The following is a 19,406-nucleotide window of genomic DNA, read 5'->3' as shown; positions in this document are numbered from 1 at the left end:
ATCAACCTATTCATTGCTTAATCAATACTACTAAAAACTTCAAACTACAACTTATAGCTTGCTAATGCCATTTAATCTATTAGTATTGTGTATTATATAGTACACAACAATTATTTAACTCTAAAATCTCTGTAGTTAACCAATACATAATGTTTAGTTACAATTGTAATAATATGTCACGAGTAATTTCAGCATTTAATCCAAAACAAACATTATGTACAAAAAAATTACACTTTTTAGTGCCCTGTTATTAACTTATTTTGCTGGTTTCTCGCAGGTTTCCTTACAGATTACTGAAATATGGCCTGGAAATGGCGATGGTGATAATCTTACTGCCGACTGGTTTGAAATCACCAATGTTGGTGATGTTGCTTGGACACCTGCTATGGGTGACCTTTACTTTGATGATGTTTCTGAAGACCCTTTAGATGCTGCGCTTATTAGCGGAATTACTAGTATTCAACCTGGTGAGGCTGTTATAGCTATTGACGATACAGATACTGCAGAGTTTATTGCTGTTTGGGGAGCATACTACAACTTAACAAATGTTCAAATTGGTACCTACTCTGGTGCTGGTCTTGGTGGTGGCGGAGACGCTGTAACACTATTTATGAGTGTTGGAGCTCCTGTGGATGCAAGTACTATTGTAGATGTTGAAGCCTATCCTGATACCGAATTTAATCCTGGTCAGTCTTATGACGTTACTAAAGGCGACTTTAGTGTTATTGGTGAGTTACCTTATGAACCTGTGGCTACTGCTGGTAATGATATGAATGAATCGGCTGTTGGGTCTCCTGGTAATATGGGTCCTGCTCTACCAAATTTACAAATCACCGAAATATGGCCTGGAAATGGCGATGGTGATAATCTTACTGCCGACTGGTTTGAAATCACCAATGTTGGTGATGTTGCTTGGACACCTGCTATGGGTGACCTCTACTTTGATGATGTTTCTGAAGACCCTTTAGATGCTGCGCTTATTAGCGGAATTACTAGTATTCAACCTGGTGAAGCTGTAATAGCTATTGACGATACAGATACTGCAGAGTTTATCGCAGTTTGGGGAGTATACTATAACTTAACAAATGTTCAAATTGGTACCTACTCTGGTGCTGGTCTTGGTGGTGGCGGAGACGCTGTAACACTATTTATGAGTGTTGGAGCTCCTGTAGATGCAAGCACTATTGTAGATGTTGAAGCCTATCCTGATACCGAATTTAATCCTGGTCAGTCTTATGACGTTACTAAAGGCGATTTTAGTGTTATTGGTGAGTTACCTTTTGAACCTGTGGCTACTGCTGTTAATGATATGAATGAATCAGCTGTTGGGTCTCCTGGTAATATGGGTCCATTAGCACCTTCAAGCCTTACTATTGAAGTAAATACAGCTAGTTTAACATCGTATTTAAACCTTCCGCAAACAAATGCTGGTTATGTAAGTGGTGTAATTAATGATCCTACCGATCCTGCTAGTACTATAGGTATTCCTTTCATAATTGATGATGCCGAAACTCCACTAGCCGATTTAGTAGTAACAGCAACTAGCAGCGACGAAGCTATAGTACCTAATACCAATCTAGTATTAACAGGAACTAATGGCGAACGCCAACTTACCATCAGTCCTATTGCTTTAGGGTTTACCACTATTACAGTTACTGTTGAAGATACTGATATGAATACAGCAACTTATACTATTAGTTATGCAGCTTCTGAAGCTTCTGTAGTAGCATCTACAAGTCGTTTTCATACAGGAGCGTCTGATGGTTCAACAGGTATTGCTATAGATGCCGATTACATTTGGATTGGTGATGACGAAGACCAAACCTTAAGGTTATATAACGGAAATCACTCAGGATTACCAGTTCAAGAAATAGATTTTAATACTGCACTTGGTATTACTGAAGAAGCCGATTTGGAAGGGTCGTTTCAACTAGGAAGCACAATCTATTGGATTGGGTCTACTTCAGAAGAAGATAGATCTCTAATATTCACCACTACTCTATCAGGAACAGGTGCTACTTCTACCCTTACCTATGGCGATAAATACATGAGTTTACATAACGACTTATTAGCTTGGGATGCCAGTAATACTCATGGCTTAGGTGCTAACTTTTTTGGTTTGAGTACAATATTAGAAATTGAAGCATTAGCTTTAGCTCCAAACAGTACAACAACAGCTTATTTAGGATTGCGTAGTTCAACTTCAGAAGGAAAAGCAATCGTAATTCCTGTTACTAATTTTACCAGTTTACCAGGAATGGCAGATGGTTCTGCTACTTTTGGAGCTCCTATTTTAATTGATTTAAACGGAAGAAGTTTAAGAACCATGGAGTGTAGTGCTGATGGATGTATATTAATTGGTGGACCATTTAGTGTGCAAACAGACTTTAAATTATACACTTGGACTGGTAATGCAATGGACACACCAGAACTAAGAAGTGCTGATTTATCAGCGTTAAATACAGGTGGTTCTTTTGAAGGTTTAGTAGCATTACCAAGCTCAACCTTTATGGGTACTGATGGTGATACTGATACTGTGAAGCTATTAGTAGATTTAGGAGCTACAGTAATTTATAATGATGGAACTGAAAACAAAGACCATCGTGCTGAATGGAAAAAGTTTAGAAGTGATACAGTAACACTAGGAGCTGTAACTGAACCAGTGATTAATACACCTGTTATCAATGAATTTGTGGCTGACCACACAGGTGGAGATACTGCTGAATATATTGAAATCTATGGAGATCCTTTCACTGATTACTCAGCATATACTGTTGTAGAAATCGAAGGTGATAGTGGTTCAACAGGATTAATAGATGATGGTACTTTTACTTTAGGAACTACTGACGAAAACGGATTTTGGACTACACCTCTACAAGCAAACATTATTGAAAACGGAACAATAACTTTATTATTAGTTGAAAACTTTACAGGAACCGTTGGTGACGATATTGATACTAATGACGATGGTATTATTGATGTTGAGTATTGGGATGCTATTGTAGATGGTATTGCAAGTTCAGATGGTGGAGCAACTGACTTAGTATATGCTTTAGATTTAGACCCAAACTTTGATGGTATTGGTTTTCAAGTTGGTGGTGCCTCTCGTATTCCTAATGGTGTAGATACTGATACTACTGCTGATTGGATGAGAAATGACTTTGATGGTGAAGGTCTTGTTGGCTTTACTGATGGTACACCTGTTGAAGGAGAAGCGATCAACACACCTAACGCATACAATAAACCTGTTGGTCCAATCTTAAACATTACTGAAATATGGCCAGGGAATGGTGATGGTAGTAACCTTACTGCTGACTGGTTTGAAATTACTAATAACGGACCAGTAGCTTGGACACCAACTTTGGGCGGATTATATTTTGATGATGATTCACAAGATCCTGCTTCTGCTGTATTAATAAGTGGTATTACTTCAATACAACCAGGAGAGTCTGTTGTAGCTATCGATGCTGCTGATACAGCTAACTTTATTGCTGTTTGGGGAGGAGTTTATAACCTTACTGATGTGCAAATAGGTACATACGCTGGTGCTGGTCTTTCTGGTGGTGGTGATATGGTAACACTATGGATTGGAAATCCTTTAACTGTAGGAACTATTGTTGATGCCGAAGCATATCCTGATACTGCAGCTTACCCAGGACAGTCTTATGATGTTGAAAAAGGAGGTTTTAGTATTATTGGAGAAGCACCTTACGCTCCAGTTGCTACAGCTGGTAACGATATGGGAGAACCTGCTATTGGTTCACCAGGTAACCAAGGACCTACACTTAGTGTTGAAGACCTAACCGCTAATACAAGTAAAGTGAAAGTATTTCCACTTCCATTTAATAACGAATTGAATTTAGTAATTAGCTTACCAACTTCGGTCCAATCTAGAGTTCAAATAGTAAACCTATTAGGAACTACAGTGTACAGTAAAGAAATGACATTAACTAATGGTAGAATAACCATAGGCAATATGTCGGCATTAGCATCAGGTATTTATATTTTAAATATCCCAGAGTTAAACATTGCAATGAAGATTGTTAAGAAGTAATAAAAAACTTGAATACATAAAAAGCCAGTTAGAAATTAATAAACTAACTGGCTTTTTTTTAAAAAAACTAACCAATCTTAATAAAAAAATCTTCTAAGAAGCTATATCTATAATACCCACAACTTCATAAGCTCTAGTACCATTGACTTGTATCTTTTCGTATAAAATATTTGCATATTCATAGTATGTAAGACCGTCAATTACTACCTTTTCATAACCAGAAGGTAATTCACTTACAATGGTTCCTACTTCTGGGTCAACCACTTCATATTCATTGTTTAAGTGAACATAAAATATACCGTTAGCATAATAATAATTAAACCCTCTATGGCTGATACGTTTATGGTTAGTAGGTAATACTTTTATTTTAAAACCTACTTTTGGAGCAATTACAATATAACGACCTCTTGAGAGTGTATAATACTTGTTGTTATCATAATAATAGCTTTGTCCATTATGCTTTAAAACAGTTCTATTAGGTATAGTTCTTACCGATTCAACTTTTGTCTTTTCTTTTTTATAAGTCACTCTAGAACTTGAAATTCTTGTACTAGTTGAAGTTCTGCTATTTTCATTAATTGTACTTCTTCGCGTTTGACTATAAGATGTTGATACTGCTATTACCAGTACTAGAGGTAACATGCTTTTTTTAAACAGTGATTTCATAATACATTAGTTTTTAATTAAACGTTGCTCTCGTAGTAAATAGGTATTTACGATTATAGAGTAAATGTAGTTTGAACACAGGTTTAAAACGAATGAAATAGAAGTAATGGTTAGTTGTATCTACAAATGAGGTAATTTTATAGACTTAACAACTAATATGGTTATAAGTTTAAGGAGTTGTTATTTATAAACTCTAGGAATTTAGTCTTGTATTGTTCAGATACAGTAATGCGCTGTTTGTTGATAATAATTTGGCTACGCTCAATAACATCAATATTATTTAAAGACACAATAAAGGAACGATGTACACGCATAAATTGAGTTTCTGGTAATTCTTGTTCTAAAGATTTTAAACTCATTAAGGTTAGAATTGGCTTAGGTTCGTCTTTTAACCAAATTTTAATGTAGTCTTTTAAGCCTTCAAAATACAATACATCAGCAAGTTTAATACGTAGTTGTTTGTATTCTGATTTTACAAATAAAAATTCTTTTTCCTTAGAGACGATTTCAGGCTGTTTGGTTTTTCCATTTAACAATTCAAACCATTTTAACGCTTTGTTAGCTGCGGTTAAAAATTCGGCATAATCAAAGGGTTTTAACAAGTAATCTATAGCATCTACTTTAAAACCGTCTAAGGCATAATGATCAAAAGCAGTTGTGAAAATTACTCGAGTATTTTTTGGGAGCATTTTTGAGAACTCTATTCCGGTTAAATCAGGCATTTGTATATCCAAAAACAGTAGGTCTACAGGGTGTTCATTAATGTATTGCATTGCCTCAATAGCGCTACTGCATTTGGTTTTGAGTTCTAAGAATGGTGTTTTTTCAATATAGCTTTCAACTAAATTTAAAGCCATAGGCTCGTCATCTACAGCAATGCAAGATATTTTTAAGCTACTCATATTTTAAATGGTTTCTAATTCTAAATTTACGATAAAAAGGTTGTTTTCGATCTTAGTGTTAAATTTATGTTTACCTGCGTATAAAAGTTGTAAACGTTTTTCTAGATTTTGTAATCCAATGCCCGAACCACTTTTGTCTTGAGTGTTTTTGGGGAAATTGTTGTTTTTCGTTTTGAATATAACCTTATCACCTTCTAAAGTCATTAAAATTTCAATTTTACTGTCTTGATTGGCAGAAACGCCATGCTTAAAAGCATTCTCTATTAATGAAATAAACAGTAAAGGAGCTATTTTAATATGACTTCCATCTTTTGGAAAACTAAAATTCACAAGAGTTTTTTCCGAAACACGTAGCTTCATTAACTCTATATACTTGGTCATAAATTCTATTTCCTTGTTTAGTGCCACTTTTTCCTCTTTAGTTTCGTACAACATATATCTCATTAGCTTACTTAAACTATGAATAGAAGTTTTAGCCTGCTCTGGCGAAATATCTACCAATGCATAGATGTTGTTTAATGAATTAAAAAAGAAATGTGGTTGTAACTGATAATGTAAATGTTGTAACTCGGATTGTAATTTAAAATTAGCAGCTTCCTTACGCTCAGCTTCGGTTTTTACCCAGCGCTTGGTCGTTTTTACCGCTATTGAGAATAATAAAGGTGCTAAATAAGAAAACATTTGCACATAAATCATCATTTTTAATGGTGGACCTTTACCATCATTGTTTTTTGGACGACCTAAATCTGAAAAAATAGTGCTTTCTATCTGTTCTTTAGCCGTAATACATACAGCAATTATTAAGACATTAATAAGTATAAAAAGAAGAGTTTCCTTTTTGAACAAATACTTATCAATTAAAATAAAAAAATTAGTGTAGAAAATGATAGCATAAAAGAATATCGGAATCCAAAAATGCGCAATTATTCTATTAATATCTTGCTCTTGCCCATATGAAAGAATATAAGGCATGCTAAATAGTACCAGCCAAACTAGTACATGAGCAAATAGAGTTATTTTATTGTTTTTATCCATAAATAAAGATGGGTATTAGTCCCAATTATTTTTCGAAGATATTGCATATTTTCCAGCTCCAGTAAAAAATAATGCTACCGAACCAAACGTGTAGAAATAAATTAATTCGTTTTGAAGCGCTCCTTTGTCTGAAATCGAAAAAATATCATTAGTATGAGCAAGAAAAATAATAAATAACATTCCAACAAAAAATACTAAAGACGCTAGTCTTGTTCTATATCCAATTAGTATAATTAATGGTGCAATTATTTCTGTAATGTAAGCGCCATAAGCCATAAACTCTGGCAAATCATTGGTGCTTAACATCCCTTTTATACCATCTAAATGGCCTAATTTTGCGATACCATGGAAAAGCATTAAGCTAGCGACTGTTACCCTTAGGATTAGTAAGCCTAAATTGGTGTTTTTTTTCATTATTTCTATATTTTTTTATCTGCTAGTTTCTTATTTTACAATGGAATCTGCTTCCTCAGTAGATTCCATTGTAAAATATACATATTATTGATGTTTTAATACGTTTATTAAGCAATATTGTTTACAAATTCTAAAGAATCTATATTTATAATCCTAATGCTGTGGTTGCAGGTGAGTCTATATCTATAGGATAGGTTCTCCAAATAGAATTATAGTTACTATTTTTCCATAACACTTCTCCACTTTCATTGACTTCCCAAATTGTTCCTGCTGTACCTTCTCCAATTAAGGTGTTTCCATTACTCATTCTTCCAGCACTACTTGTTGTTAGGCTATAAAGATCAGTGTCAGTAAATTCCCATGTAACAGTTGGTTCATTGTCTTGTCCTGCAACTAATTGATAAGGAGGATTAAGTTCGTATTCGATTACAGCAGATTGACCATTGTAAATATTATTAGAATATACTAGCATGTTTCCGGTGTCTAATAAGTTTGGGTAGTGTACACGATTTAATGTTATTGTCCCAGTGTTGTCATAAGTGTCTGGATTACCAAAACGATATACCAAATCGCCACCTAAACCATAGTTTCCTCCAGTGTCTGAAGCAGCTTCGGTAGTTGTTGTGCTATGATCTATTACCCAAACTTCATTATAATAATTCACTGTGACGTATATTAAATCATTAGTTTCATCTACAGTGATACCATTTGCATGCATTATATCACCATCAGATTGACTACTATTGTAATTGATGTTTATTTTGTTTGGATTATTAGCAACTACGCCATAATTGTCTTTAGTACTATCGTAATCTTGAATTAAATGTTCTTTAGCATGCCATTCCCAAACCACTTCATTGGTTTCTGGATTTAGCTCTACGATTGCTTCTGGATAAATAGCATTATTAGCTGAAAATCCCATTTGCTCAGCTTCTGTTGCTGTAACTTCTTCCCATACAAGAAAAATAATATTTCCGTTAGATAGATAATCAAAATCATGATGTGCTCTATAGCTAGATCCAGAATATGACACTTCCCAATCTGTACTCTGGTCTGCATTTATTTTTCTAAACTTTCCACCATAACCACCAAACGAAATGTTAGAGTTGTTTGTTTTTAACTCTACAATTAAGCTTCCATCATCCTGCAGTTCTGCATCATTACCTAATTGTTCTCCTGTAAAATCCCATTCAAATAGCTCGTCACCATCATGATTAATTAAAAAAACACTGTTAAAATTAGTGTCAACAACCATAATGTAGGAGTTAGTGTCAATACCTTCAATCTCACCTGTGCTATCATCATTAGAGATTTCGTTTGTGTCATCATCGCTACATCCCATAATAGTTAAGAGTATGGAACATAGAACTAAAACTTTGCTGTACGTGTTTGTTTTCATTCTCTGTGCTAAATAATTCATATTTTTCTGTGTTTGATTATGAAATAAATTAACTGCAGAAAATAATAACGAGAAATACAAATCTACGTTTAGGCTAATTTTATCTACTAAAAAATATATTTTAGAGATTGAGTGTTTTGTGTTAGCGCAAAAAAGGTAAAACAAAAAAAGAGTCAACCCAATGGAATTGGATGACTCTCTTTAACTAACTCAATTATTTATTATTAAAAATCAGTCCTAATCATAAAAAATATAGCTTGTTTAGGAAAGACATTTTGTTTTCATTCTATTTTGAAGTTTTATAGTTTATTACTCGTAGCGCAATGCTGTTATTGGGTCTAAAGCCGAAGCTTTTCTTGCTGGATACCATCCAAAAAAGATACCAGTTATTGCACAAACTGCAAAGGAAATTATTATTGAATATAGCGCAACACTTGTTGGCCAGTTTAAGAAATTTTCAATAAAAACTGTGGCACCTAAACCTAAAGCTACACCTAAAACACCACCTGTGATACTTATTAAAATGGCTTCTATTAAAAACTGCATTAAGATGTCTGAACCTTTTCCGCCAACAGCCATACGCAAACCAATTTCTTTAGTACGTTCTTTTACAGAGACATACATTATATTCATAATACCAATACCACCAATTAATAGTGAAATTCCGGCAACTGCAACTAGCAACACGGTTAGCATTTCACTGGTAGAACTAAATGTTGAAATTAATTCTTCCATAGAACGTACTGTAAAATCATCATCTTCAAAATCTTGTAATTTGTGCTGTTCTCTTAAAATTTCGGTAATAATTTCTACAGCTTCTGGTGCATCATCTTCACTAACTGCAGATGCCATAATTTGGTTGAGGTAATCGATAGCCAGAATACGTTTTTGAACGGTTGTAAATGGTGCTATTACAATATCATCTTGGTCTTGTCCAAAGGTGTTTTCGCCTTTTTCTTCTAACACACCAATCACTTTAAACGGTATGTTGTTAAAACGAATCATTTGTCCGACAGGTTCTTCACCATTAGGAAATACATTATCTACAACCGTTTGTCCAATAAGTGCTACTTTCGATGCTGTGTTTACTTCGGCGTCAGTAAACATACTTCCGCTTTGTAAACCGACCACTTTAATGTCTAAGTATTCTGGATACACACCATAAATGCTACTCGGCCAGTTGTTAGAACCGTTAATTACTTGTCCACTACTGTTTACAACAGGTGTACTGTTTGATAATAAATCTACCTTTTCTTTAATTACGTTGTAATCCTCTAAAGTAAGGGTTTGTACATTTCCGCCACTTCCTCTTGCAGGACCTCTATCATCTGCACCAGGTCTTATGGTAATCATATTAGAGCCCATACTTGAAATTGTAGTGCGAATGCTCTCTTTAGAACCTTCACCAATGGCTAACATAGCAATTACCGAGGCTACACCAATGATAATACCCAGCATTGTAAGTAAGGTTCTCATTTTATTTAAAATAATAGCTTTATAGGCTATTTTTAGTAGATTTAATAGTCTCATGATAAATGATTTTCTAAAGGTAATTTTGCGAGTTGATCTGCAGCAGATTGTACCTTATGATTTTTATAATCTTGCATTATTTCGCCATCTTTTAAAACAATGGTCCTACCACTAAAAGTAGCAATATCAGGCTCGTGTGTTACGAAGGTGATGGTAATCCCTTTTTTATTGAGCTCTTGAAACAAGGTCATAATTTCGTACGATGTTCTGGTGTCTAAGTTTCCTGTGGCTTCATCTGCCAAAATCATGACAGGATTGTTAACCAAAGACCTTGCAATAGCTACTCGTTGCTGTTGTCCTCCTGAAAGTTGCGAAGGAGTATGAAACAATCTGTCGCCCAAACCAACCATCTCTAAGGCGTTAATTGCTCGTTTCCTTCGCTCTTCAGAAGTTACTTTGCTATTATATAATAAGGGTAATTCTACATTTTCTATAGCACTTGTTCGCGCTAATAAATTATACGATTGAAAGATGAATCCTATCTTTTCGTTTCTAATGGTTGCCAATTCGTTTTTAGATAAATCTTTTACCTTTACTCCATCAATTTCATAATTACCAGAAGAGGGTTGATCTAAACAACCTAGAATATTTAACATGGTACTTTTACCAGAACCACTAGAGCCCATTATGGTAACAAATTCGCCTTCCTCAATGGTGAATGAAATGCCTTTTAACGCATGAACCGTTTCTGAGCCCATGGTAAATTGGCGCTTCAAATTTTCTATTTTAATCGTTTCTTTAGCCATGATGTTTTATTTTTTTGCTCCAGGTGGTTTTGGCATAAACGGACTCTCATTAGAACCTTGTGGTGCTCCTGATGTTGCTGCGTTTCCGCCTTTTAAGCTATATACTAATTGTTCACCTATAGAAACACCTTCTAATATCTGCACATTAACACCATCACTTGCGCCTAATTTTACAGGTTTTGGTGTTATGGATTTATCACTATTTAATACCCAAAGCATTGTGGTTTCTTCATTTGGTTGTTCTTTGTTGTTTCTTGGACCACCATTTTGAGAACGCTCTGGCATTGTTAAGTTATTTTGCTCTAAATATTGAGCCATTATTGCTGGATCAGGTTTGAAGTTTACTGCTTTAGCTTCAGTTGTTAACACCTCTTTTAACTCTAAAGTATATATAGAAATAGTAGCTGTTAATCCTGGTTTTAATTTTAAATCTGAATTGTGAGCTTTTATTACTACAGTATATGTTACCACATTGGATGTTGTGGTAGGATTAAGACGAACTTGTGTTACTTCGCCTTCAAAGGTTTCACCAATGTATGCATCTACTGTAAAGGTTACGCGCTGTCCTTCTTTTACATTGCCTATATCGGCTTCATCCACATCAGCTTCTACTTGCATTTCCTTTAAATCTTGTGCAATGGTAAACAGTGTTGGTGTACTATAACTTGCTGCAACGGTTTGCCCTTCGTCTATATCTCTAGATAACACCACACCATCAATAGGTGAATAGATATTAGCATAGCCTAAATCTGTTTTTGCTGTTTGAAGCTCAGAATATCGTTGTGTTACAGTACCTTTTGCTGTTTGAAAGCTATACAGCGCGTCGTCATAATCTGCTTTACTGATTACTTTATTGTCATAGAGTGTTTTCTGTCTGTTGAATATAGACTCGGTATAATTTTTTTGACTCAAAGCGTTGTCATAATTAGCTTGAGCTTGTATAACTTTTGCTTTAAGATTAGTTTTGTCTAGCTCTGCAATTAATTGACCTTCTTTAACCTCACTGTTATAGTCTACATATATTTTTTCTACCACACCAGAAACTTGTGTACCAACATCGACTTGTGTTATTGGCTCAATAGTACCTGTTGCAGTTACTAATGTGGTTACATTGCCAGTAGTAGCTTCGATAGTTTTAGCTTCTACCAAAACAGTTTCGCTTGGTTTAAAAATGTTATAAAGTACCAGTGCAATTATGGCTACTGAGATACCTGCTATGAGTGTTTTTTTATTTCTTTTCATTTCTTTTATAATTAAAGTGTGATAGCGTTTCCTTGATAAAATTCTAGTAATTGATGATAAAGTATGTTTAAATATTTTGCTTGTAAATAGTCTTGTTGCGCACTAGTATATGTGTTTTGACTTATGACCAAATCTGTAGTGCTTAATCCGCCTAATTCGTATTTTTTTTGTGCCAATTCATAAGATTGTTTAGCAGCTTCCATAGAAGATTCTGCTGCTACTAATTGTTCTTGAGCAGATAGAGCATTTTGATAGGCAGTTTCTACTTTAAGGTAAATTTCCTTTTCTGTACTTTGCTTTGCTATTTCTGCTTTTTCAATATTGATTTTAGCCGTTTTTACTGCAGCTTTGGTTTTGTTTCTATTGAAAATAGGAATGTTTAACGATAAACCAATTCGTTGATTAAAATTCACATTAAATTGATCTGAAAAAGTGTTGCTATCTATACTAGTATATCCTGTACCAAGACTAGAAGTTAAAGACAGTGTTGGAAGATAACCACCTTTTGCAATGTCTAAATCTTTTTCGCTAGCTTCAATAGCAATATTACTAGCATTTACTTCTGGCATAATACCTAGAGCTTTATTGTATATAACATGTTTGTCTAACAATATGGAAGAGTATTCCATGTCATTGTCTAATGGTTCAATTTCAATATCTTGAGTAGGGTTTAGCTCAAGTAATTGTTTTAAAGCAATAACGTATTGTTGATATGTGTTTTTGGCATTTATTAATGCATACTTATTGGTTGAGGCTTGACTTTGAGCTTCTGTATAATCGCTTAGTGCTATAGTTCCTGCATCTAATCTAGCTTTAGCTCGTTTCACTTCTTGCTCAGTAGACTTTAAATTATTTTCTGCAATGGTTATTCCCTCTTTAGCGTGTAAAATTTGAAGATAATTTTCTAAAACACTTAGTATGATGCTATTTTTGGCTTCTTCTTCTAAAAAATGACTTTGGCTTATTAATAAAGCATTTTGACTTATTTGATTATTAATTTGATTACCTTGAAATAAGGTTACGCTACTGTTTAAACTAACATTTGTGCTGTGAATTTGATCACTTACATAATCACTAGTGATTGGGTCTATAGAGTTACCGTTTGTGAAACTTTGAGATGCTGAAGCTGTTAGGTTTGGTAATCTTGAAGATTTAGCTTCAAGATAATTAACATCTGCTTGAGATTTGTTTAAAGTAGCATCTTTAATTGAAATATTGTTCTCTACAGCATAATTAATACAGTCTTGTAGTGTCCATATTTTTTTAGTTGTTAGGTCATTAGTTTGCGAAAACCCTACGTGAACTAAAAAGAGCATTAATAGTATTTGAAGTCGTTTCATTTAACCTGTATTTTTAATTTACACATCAAAAGTGAAACAAACAGCTATCTTAATAAAGTGTAATAGACAGTTAAGAGAATTGACTATACGTTTTGGGGTATTTTATAGATGAAGATTTATGTGTTATCATGAAAAAAAGCTCTTGACTAAAATTAAGAGCTTTTTTTGAAATTAATTTTTAATTGACTTCATATCAATTACAAAGCGATACTTCACATCACTTTTTAACATACGCTCATAAGCAGTATTTATCTCTTGGATATTTATCACTTCAACATCTGAAGTAATATTGTGCTTACCACAAAAATCCAGTAATTCTTGGGTTTCAGCAATTCCTCCAATTAAAGAACCTGCAACCGATTTACGTCCCATAATCATCGGAACGGTTACCAACATTGGGTCTAATGGTCCTAAATAACCAACAACTACTAACGTACCATTGGTGTTTAGTGTACCTATATACGGGTTTAAATCATGTACATAAGGAACTGTATCAATAATAACATCAAACGCGCCTGCAACGCTTTGCATTTGAGCGTCATCTGTGGAAATAACAACCTGGTCTGCTCCTAGACTTTTAGCATCTTCTATTTTATTAGTAGACCTTGAAAATAATGTAACGTGCGCACCTAAAGCATGTGCTAGTTTAATAGCCATATGGCCTAAACCACCAAGTCCTACAACAGCTACTTTACTGTCTTTACCAACATTCCAATGTCTTAAAGGTGACCATGTGGTAATACCTGCACACAATACAGGAGCAATGCCTGCCAAGTCTAAATTCTCTGGGACTTTGAGTACAAAGTCTTTATCAACAACTATAGTTTCTGAATAGCCTCCATGCGTATTGGTTTGTAAGTGTTTATCAAAACCTCCATAGGTGCCAACCCATTCAGGACAGTATTGTTCTAAGTCGTTTTTGCAATTATTACAGGTTCTGCAAGAATCTACCAAACAACCAACTGCAACCAAATCACCTATTTTATAATTGTCAACATTCTGTCCTATTTTGGTAACTTTTCCAACTATTTCATGACCTGGTACTACTGGGTACTGTGTCATTCCCCAATCATTTTTAGCAAAGTGTAGATCAGAATGACAAACACCACAATACAAAATGTCGATTTCAACATCTGTAGGTGTTACTTCTCTTCTATTTATTTTTAAAGGTTTTAAATCGGCTTCAGGAGATTCTGAACCATAAGCCTTAACTACTGTTGTGTTCATAATACAATGGATTATTAGTGAGTACTAAAAATACAAAATATCAATCAAACAACTTGTCTTTTCTAAAAGAATACTAGGTTTTGAAAAATAACAATTTGCTAATAAGCAGCAGCATCTGCTTTTAATATAATATCTTTTGTAGCAACTAGCATATCGCCTTCTTGAGTGGTAGTCAATAAGCAATCAATACCTTTACGTTTTAAGCGTTTACGACAGGTTTTCGTGATTAATGGGTCATTGTCAAACATGAACGCAGATAAGTTATAAGCTTTTTCTCCTGGAACTTTAACAATAGGAAAGATTTGCTTTGGGCTTCGTCTTTCAGGTTGTGTTATAGGAATAATGGCTTCTCCAGGCATAAAAGTGTATAAAGTATATGTTCCGTTTGCATCAGTTTTTACCCAACCTCTATGTTCAATATACTTTTTACCATGTTCTTTTTTAATGTCATACTCTCCTGCTTCATCAGCATGTTCAATATACAACACAACATCTTTTGCAGGTGTAACACCATCACTTAAATAAATGGTTCCTGTAAGTTTAAGTTTGTTGGTTGTAGCGTCAAACCCTGGAATTGTGTCAACATTGTTTAAGTTAACTTCAGTGTAATCGTAAACAGGACTACGCTTTTTATAGTTGGTTGGAATTTCATCTGCAATACTTGCGGTTAACATTGTGTTTTGTGCAAAAGCAGTACTTGCAAATAACGTTAAAAACAAAAGTGTAAATACATTTTTCATGGGACATCATACTTTTAATCCTTTCAAAATTAACGCACTAACACGCTTTAAACATAAAAATCTTATGAACGTAATAATTTTACGATAAAAGGACACCAAAAACCATTAAAGGAAAAAATCACCGCTATAATGCATTGCCGAATTATTGATAATTGCCCTCTCCATCTACTTTTTGAAACTATTTGCACTTCTTTTACACTTTTTTGACATTTAAAAACACTGCTCCTGCTAGTTTTACTGATGAATTTTAAATCACATCATCATGAAACGAATTGTTATTGCATTATTACTAGTGTCATTAAGTATTTCAACCCTTAACGCACAAAACAACTTTACTATAGATACTGAACAGAGTGTCATAAACTGGAATAGTTCTATGTTGTTTAGTTTTGGAGGGCACTACGGAACAGTTAAATTTAAAGAAGGTTATCTAGAAAGTGATAAAGGCTATATTACTGGTGGACGCTTTACAGTTGATATGAATACCATTATCAATACCGATGGAGAGTTTAGTCAAAACTTAGTTGACCATCTAAAGAATGACGATTTTTTTGATGTTGAAGTGTACCCTACTTCTACTCTAGTAATTACCAAAGCAAAGTATATGGACAATGGCAAAATACATATGGATGGAGATCTCACTATCAAAGGAATTACTGAATCCATACGCTTTGAAGCTTTAGTGGAGAACGAGTTTAGCATGATGGGAAATGACAGAAAGCTGGTTACTAAGTTTAAGATTGATCGTACAAAATGGAATATTATGTATGGTGCCAAAAGCATTATAGATATTAAGGATTATGCTATTTCTGATGCTATTGAGTTTGAAGTTGAACTATTTTACTAAATAATTATGCTAAAATCATTTATCCCTATTTTATTTGGTGTTGCTACTACTCTACTAAGTTGTGGTAATACCAATAAGACTGCAACACCTACGGTTACAGTTGAAGCTTCAACTAATGCTGATACTGAAAAGCGTTCTATTTCTGCGGAATTAAAAGCTAATGGTCATTTGCCAATTGAAGAACAAGTAGCGCTTTACCTAAAGCTAAAAGAGGAAAATCCAACAGCTTATAATTTTGATAATGAAGATGAACTAACCATGTATGGTTATGGGTTCTTATGGAATAATCAAACAAATGCAGCTTTAGAGATATTTAAGTTGATTGCATATCAGTTTCCTAATTCGTCCAATGCGTATGATAGTTTAGGAGAAGCTTATATGAAAAAGGGAAATATGGAGTTGTCACTAAAAAATTACGAGAGGTCTTTAGCTATGAATCCTGATAATTTTAATGCTGAAGACCAGATTGAACGCATTAAGTTTCCAAACAAGACACCGATTACGCCACAAGAAAAGTTTGTTAAGGTGTATTCTGTTGAAGATTATAAAGCGGATTTAGACCAACTAGGACACAAACTAATAGAGATTAATCCTAATGCGCTTAAGTTTATTTCTAAAGAAGACTTTTGGGCAACTATCAATCAAAAAAAGGCACTGATAACACCACAAACTACTTATGGTCAGTTTATATGGCATTGTAGTGAAATTATTGCAAGTATCAATTGTTCACATACTACATTGGGAGGATTTTGGCAAGAGAGTGAAATGCTAAAGGATGTTAGCCTTATTTTTCCATTGCAAACACGTTGGGTAAATGATAAGCTCTATGTGGTAGATGCAATGAGCAATTCTGATGTGGTAAAACCAAAAGACGAACTACTGAGTATTAATGGTATAACAGTTTCAAAACTTATTAACGACATCTATAAACACATTGAATCGCAAGGATATACAGAGACTACCAAGAAGCATTTCTTTAATAGTTGGTCTACTGAACTTATTCCGTATGCACTTAGTTTTCCTAAAACGTATACGATTACTATTAAAGGCAATGAGAATCCAATTATACTAAACAAAGCAAAAGATTTTAAGGCACCTTACAGAGATAATTCAATTACACCATGTGAAACTAATTTGTGTTTAGAGTTTTATGATGATACAGCTACTGCACTTATGACCATTAGTTCGTTTAACTATTACCCATGGAATAACCTTCAGGAGTTTAAGGATCTTATAGATTCTAGTTTTAAAAGGATTCAAAGCAGAAACATTGAAAATCTAATTATTGACTTACGTTTAAATGGAGGTGGTTCTGCGGAGTCTAGTATTTACTTATTGAAGCATTTAGTGAAGGCTCCTTTTAAATACTTTGTAAACTCTGTGCATTCCTCAGAACATGAAATTCACCAACCAGTTTCCAATACCTTTAAAGGTAACTTGTATGTTATGATTGACGGAAACGGAAAATCAACAACTGGTCATTTTATGGCTTTAGCAAAAGAATTGAGCTTAGGAACTATAGTAGGAGAAGAATTAGGCTCTAATCAGCTTTGTACAGCAGGACAAACAGTATGTCGATTGAAGAACACAAAACTACAATACTATGTCGCTAATACAGCAAGTAGAGTTGCTGTTAAAACACTACCTGACACAACTGGAGTATTGCCAGATATTACAGTAACACAACCTATTGAAGACTATTTGAATAATATAGATACCGTTAAAAATCATACTCTAAAACTCACCGAAACAAAATGAAACATTTACTAATATGTTTTGTAATTTTGATAACTACACTAGTTAGCGCTCAAGATGAAACGCATCAAAATCTTTTGGTAACAGATAGCACTTGGGCAAAGGAAGTATTTAAGTTTCCTATTGGTTTTGCTCAGGATATTCCATATTCAGGTTTTGAAGAAGCTCAATTTCCAAAAGGATGGGGAACTAAAGATAGTCCTAGATTTTGGTCATATGCTTTTGTTTGGCATATAGAAGGTGAAATTGACATTAATGAGCATACTTTGGAAAATGATTTACAGCTTTATTTTGATGGTTTAATGGCTATGAACATTAATGGAAATATTGAAAATGGTATATTAAAAACTAATGTATTATTGGTTAAAACCAAGACAAGCTATAAAGGGAAACTAAAAACTTTTGACCGTTTAAAAACTAAAGAAATAATAACATTAAATGTCACTGTAGAAGAGCATTACTGTAAAGAAAAGAATACTACTCTACTGCTTTTTAAGTTTTCACCAAAATCGTTTGATGATAGCATCTGGAATGAACTGAATACCATAATTCTTAAAAACAATGTGTGCTATTAATTACACTTGCTTTCTATTGAATCTAGAAAATAGAACAAGTTTCTTTTTGGTATTTATAAAGTACACTCCTGTAAGTAATATTACAGCTGCTAATACTGATTGAACTGTGATCGCTTCATCTAAAAAATACCATCCTAAAAACAACGCAACTATTGGGTTGACATAAGTAGATGTCGCTACTTTTTCAGGAGATACTGCTTTTAGTAAATAATTAAATGAGGTAAACGCAACAATACTTCCAAATAGAATAAGCAATACCATAGATATTTGAACATCAATACTCCAAACATCTGGTGTGGACCACCTTTCCCCAAAAGCTAAACTAGCAATGAAAAGCATAATGCCTCCTGTAAACATTTGATAACCTGTATTGATAAAATAATTGTTTGGTAAATCGGCTTTACCAACAAACAAACTGCCATACGCCCAACTTAGCATACAAGCAAAAATCATAATCATACCTAATATGGAGTTTTCTTGAGCTATAATTTGTTTTTGACTTACTAAAAGGTAAATACCAACAATACCAAGAGCAACACCTATTAATGACATAGGTTGTATTTTTTTGCCTTGTAAAATTCTCATTAGAATAAGAATAACCAAAGGTTGTGCTGATATTTCTAAAGCTGCAAAACCACTATCTACATATTTTAAAGCCCAAACCACTACTCCATTTCCAAAAGTTAGAAACAAAAAGCCAGCTACCATTGTGTTAAGCAGTTGTTTTTTTGTTATTTTTATAGAAATACCCATAGTTTTTGCAATCCCAAAAATTAAGATGCCAGCAACTGTAAATCTAATTGACGCTAGCATAAATGGAGGTAACTCCATTACTGCAATTTTGTTAAGTAAATAGGTAGATCCCCAAATGACGTATATAGAAAAGAACGCCAATACAATGAGTAATTTGCTTTTAGGTTGGCTCATTTAATGT

The 19,406-nt window shown here is 33.9% G+C and carries 16 protein-coding genes; 4 read left to right on the top strand and 12 right to left on the bottom strand.

All coding sequences use genetic code 11. The annotated features are described in order from the left end of the window. The first annotated feature begins 214 nt into the window (after positions 1-214). On the top strand, positions 215-4,054 hold the full coding sequence (locus DMZ43_RS05995; protein ID WP_131506672.1) for a T9SS type A sorting domain-containing protein: 3,840 nt from the start codon (positions 215-217) through the stop codon (positions 4,052-4,054). 93 nt (positions 4,055-4,147) lie between these two features. Here the strand turns inward: DMZ43_RS05995 and DMZ43_RS05990 are convergent, their stop codons facing one another. From DMZ43_RS05990 to DMZ43_RS05940, 11 genes are all read right to left on the bottom strand, one after another. Beyond that, positions 4,148-4,720, bottom strand: coding sequence for a DUF6515 family protein (locus DMZ43_RS05990; protein ID WP_131506671.1), 573 nt, complete (start codon positions 4,718-4,720; stop codon positions 4,148-4,150). Positions 4,721-4,881: 161 nt separating this feature from the next. Next, entirely contained in the window at positions 4,882-5,622 is a 741-nt protein-coding gene (locus DMZ43_RS05985; RefSeq protein WP_131506670.1) for a LytTR family DNA-binding domain-containing protein, read from the bottom strand. A 3-nt stretch (positions 5,623-5,625) separates the two neighbouring features. Further along, positions 5,626-6,657 carry a sensor histidine kinase gene (locus DMZ43_RS05980; protein ID WP_131506669.1) on the bottom strand — a complete coding sequence of 344 codons (1,032 nt, stop codon included), beginning with the start codon at positions 6,655-6,657 and terminating at the stop codon, positions 5,626-5,628. A 15-nt stretch (positions 6,658-6,672) separates the two neighbouring features. Continuing rightward, a complete protein-coding gene (locus DMZ43_RS05975) occupies positions 6,673-7,071 on the bottom strand; it encodes a DoxX family protein (RefSeq protein ID WP_187347844.1) in 399 nt (132 codons plus the stop codon). Between the two features lie 145 nt (positions 7,072-7,216). Continuing rightward, a complete protein-coding gene (locus DMZ43_RS05970; protein ID WP_131507211.1) occupies positions 7,217-8,470 on the bottom strand; it encodes an arylsulfotransferase family protein in 1,254 nt (417 codons plus the stop codon). A gap of 309 nt (positions 8,471-8,779) precedes the next feature. Next, positions 8,780-10,000 carry an ABC transporter permease gene (locus DMZ43_RS05965; RefSeq protein WP_131506667.1) on the bottom strand — a complete coding sequence of 407 codons (1,221 nt, stop codon included), beginning with the start codon at positions 9,998-10,000 and terminating at the stop codon, positions 8,780-8,782. After that, positions 9,997-10,746 (bottom strand): ABC transporter ATP-binding protein, encoded by a 750-nt coding sequence (locus DMZ43_RS05960; protein WP_131506666.1) that lies wholly within the window; start codon positions 10,744-10,746, stop codon positions 9,997-9,999. The genes DMZ43_RS05965 and DMZ43_RS05960 overlap by 4 nt, the downstream gene beginning before the upstream one ends. Positions 10,747-10,752: 6 nt before the next feature. Continuing rightward, positions 10,753-11,988 carry an efflux RND transporter periplasmic adaptor subunit gene (locus tag DMZ43_RS05955; protein WP_131506665.1) on the bottom strand — a complete coding sequence of 412 codons (1,236 nt, stop codon included), beginning with the start codon at positions 11,986-11,988 and terminating at the stop codon, positions 10,753-10,755. Positions 11,989-11,999: 11 nt separating this feature from the next. Beyond that, positions 12,000-13,328, bottom strand: a complete 1,329-nt coding sequence (locus tag DMZ43_RS05950) for a TolC family protein (protein WP_131506664.1) — start codon at positions 13,326-13,328, stop codon at positions 12,000-12,002. Positions 13,329-13,499: 171 nt separating this feature from the next. Next, entirely contained in the window at positions 13,500-14,555 is a 1,056-nt protein-coding gene (locus DMZ43_RS05945) for an NAD(P)-dependent alcohol dehydrogenase (RefSeq protein ID WP_131506663.1), read from the bottom strand. Positions 14,556-14,653: 98 nt separating this feature from the next. Next, complete coding sequence (locus DMZ43_RS05940; protein ID WP_131506662.1) at positions 14,654-15,295, bottom strand: hypothetical protein; 642 nt, start codon at positions 15,293-15,295, stop codon at positions 14,654-14,656. A gap of 262 nt (positions 15,296-15,557) precedes the next feature. Between DMZ43_RS05940 and DMZ43_RS05935 the strand changes: the two genes are divergently transcribed. Genes DMZ43_RS05935 through DMZ43_RS05925 form a run of 3 tightly spaced genes read left to right on the top strand, consistent with a single transcriptional unit; the run spans position 15,558 to position 18,472 of the window. After that, the gene (locus DMZ43_RS05935; protein ID WP_131506661.1) at positions 15,558-16,142 is read left to right on the top strand and encodes a YceI family protein; all 585 of its coding nucleotides are present in this window, start codon (positions 15,558-15,560) and stop codon (positions 16,140-16,142) included. A gap of 6 nt (positions 16,143-16,148) precedes the next feature. Then, on the top strand, positions 16,149-17,900 hold the full coding sequence (locus DMZ43_RS05930; protein ID WP_131506660.1) for a S41 family peptidase: 1,752 nt from the start codon (positions 16,149-16,151) through the stop codon (positions 17,898-17,900). Beyond that, a complete protein-coding gene (locus DMZ43_RS05925; RefSeq protein ID WP_131506659.1) occupies positions 17,897-18,472 on the top strand; it encodes a hypothetical protein in 576 nt (191 codons plus the stop codon). Before DMZ43_RS05930 ends, DMZ43_RS05925 begins: the two co-directional genes overlap by 4 nt. Here the strand turns inward: DMZ43_RS05925 and DMZ43_RS05920 are convergent, their stop codons facing one another. After that, on the bottom strand, positions 18,473-19,399 hold the full coding sequence (locus tag DMZ43_RS05920; protein WP_131506658.1) for an EamA family transporter: 927 nt from the start codon (positions 19,397-19,399) through the stop codon (positions 18,473-18,475). Positions 19,400-19,406 lie beyond the last annotated feature (7 nt).

The sequence above is a fragment of the Meridianimaribacter sp. CL38 genome (genome assembly GCF_004328055.1).
GTDB classification, from domain to species: domain Bacteria; phylum Bacteroidota; class Bacteroidia; order Flavobacteriales; family Flavobacteriaceae; genus Gaetbulibacter_B; species Gaetbulibacter_B jejuensis.
This window is presented reverse-complemented; position numbering and strand designations above follow the sequence as displayed.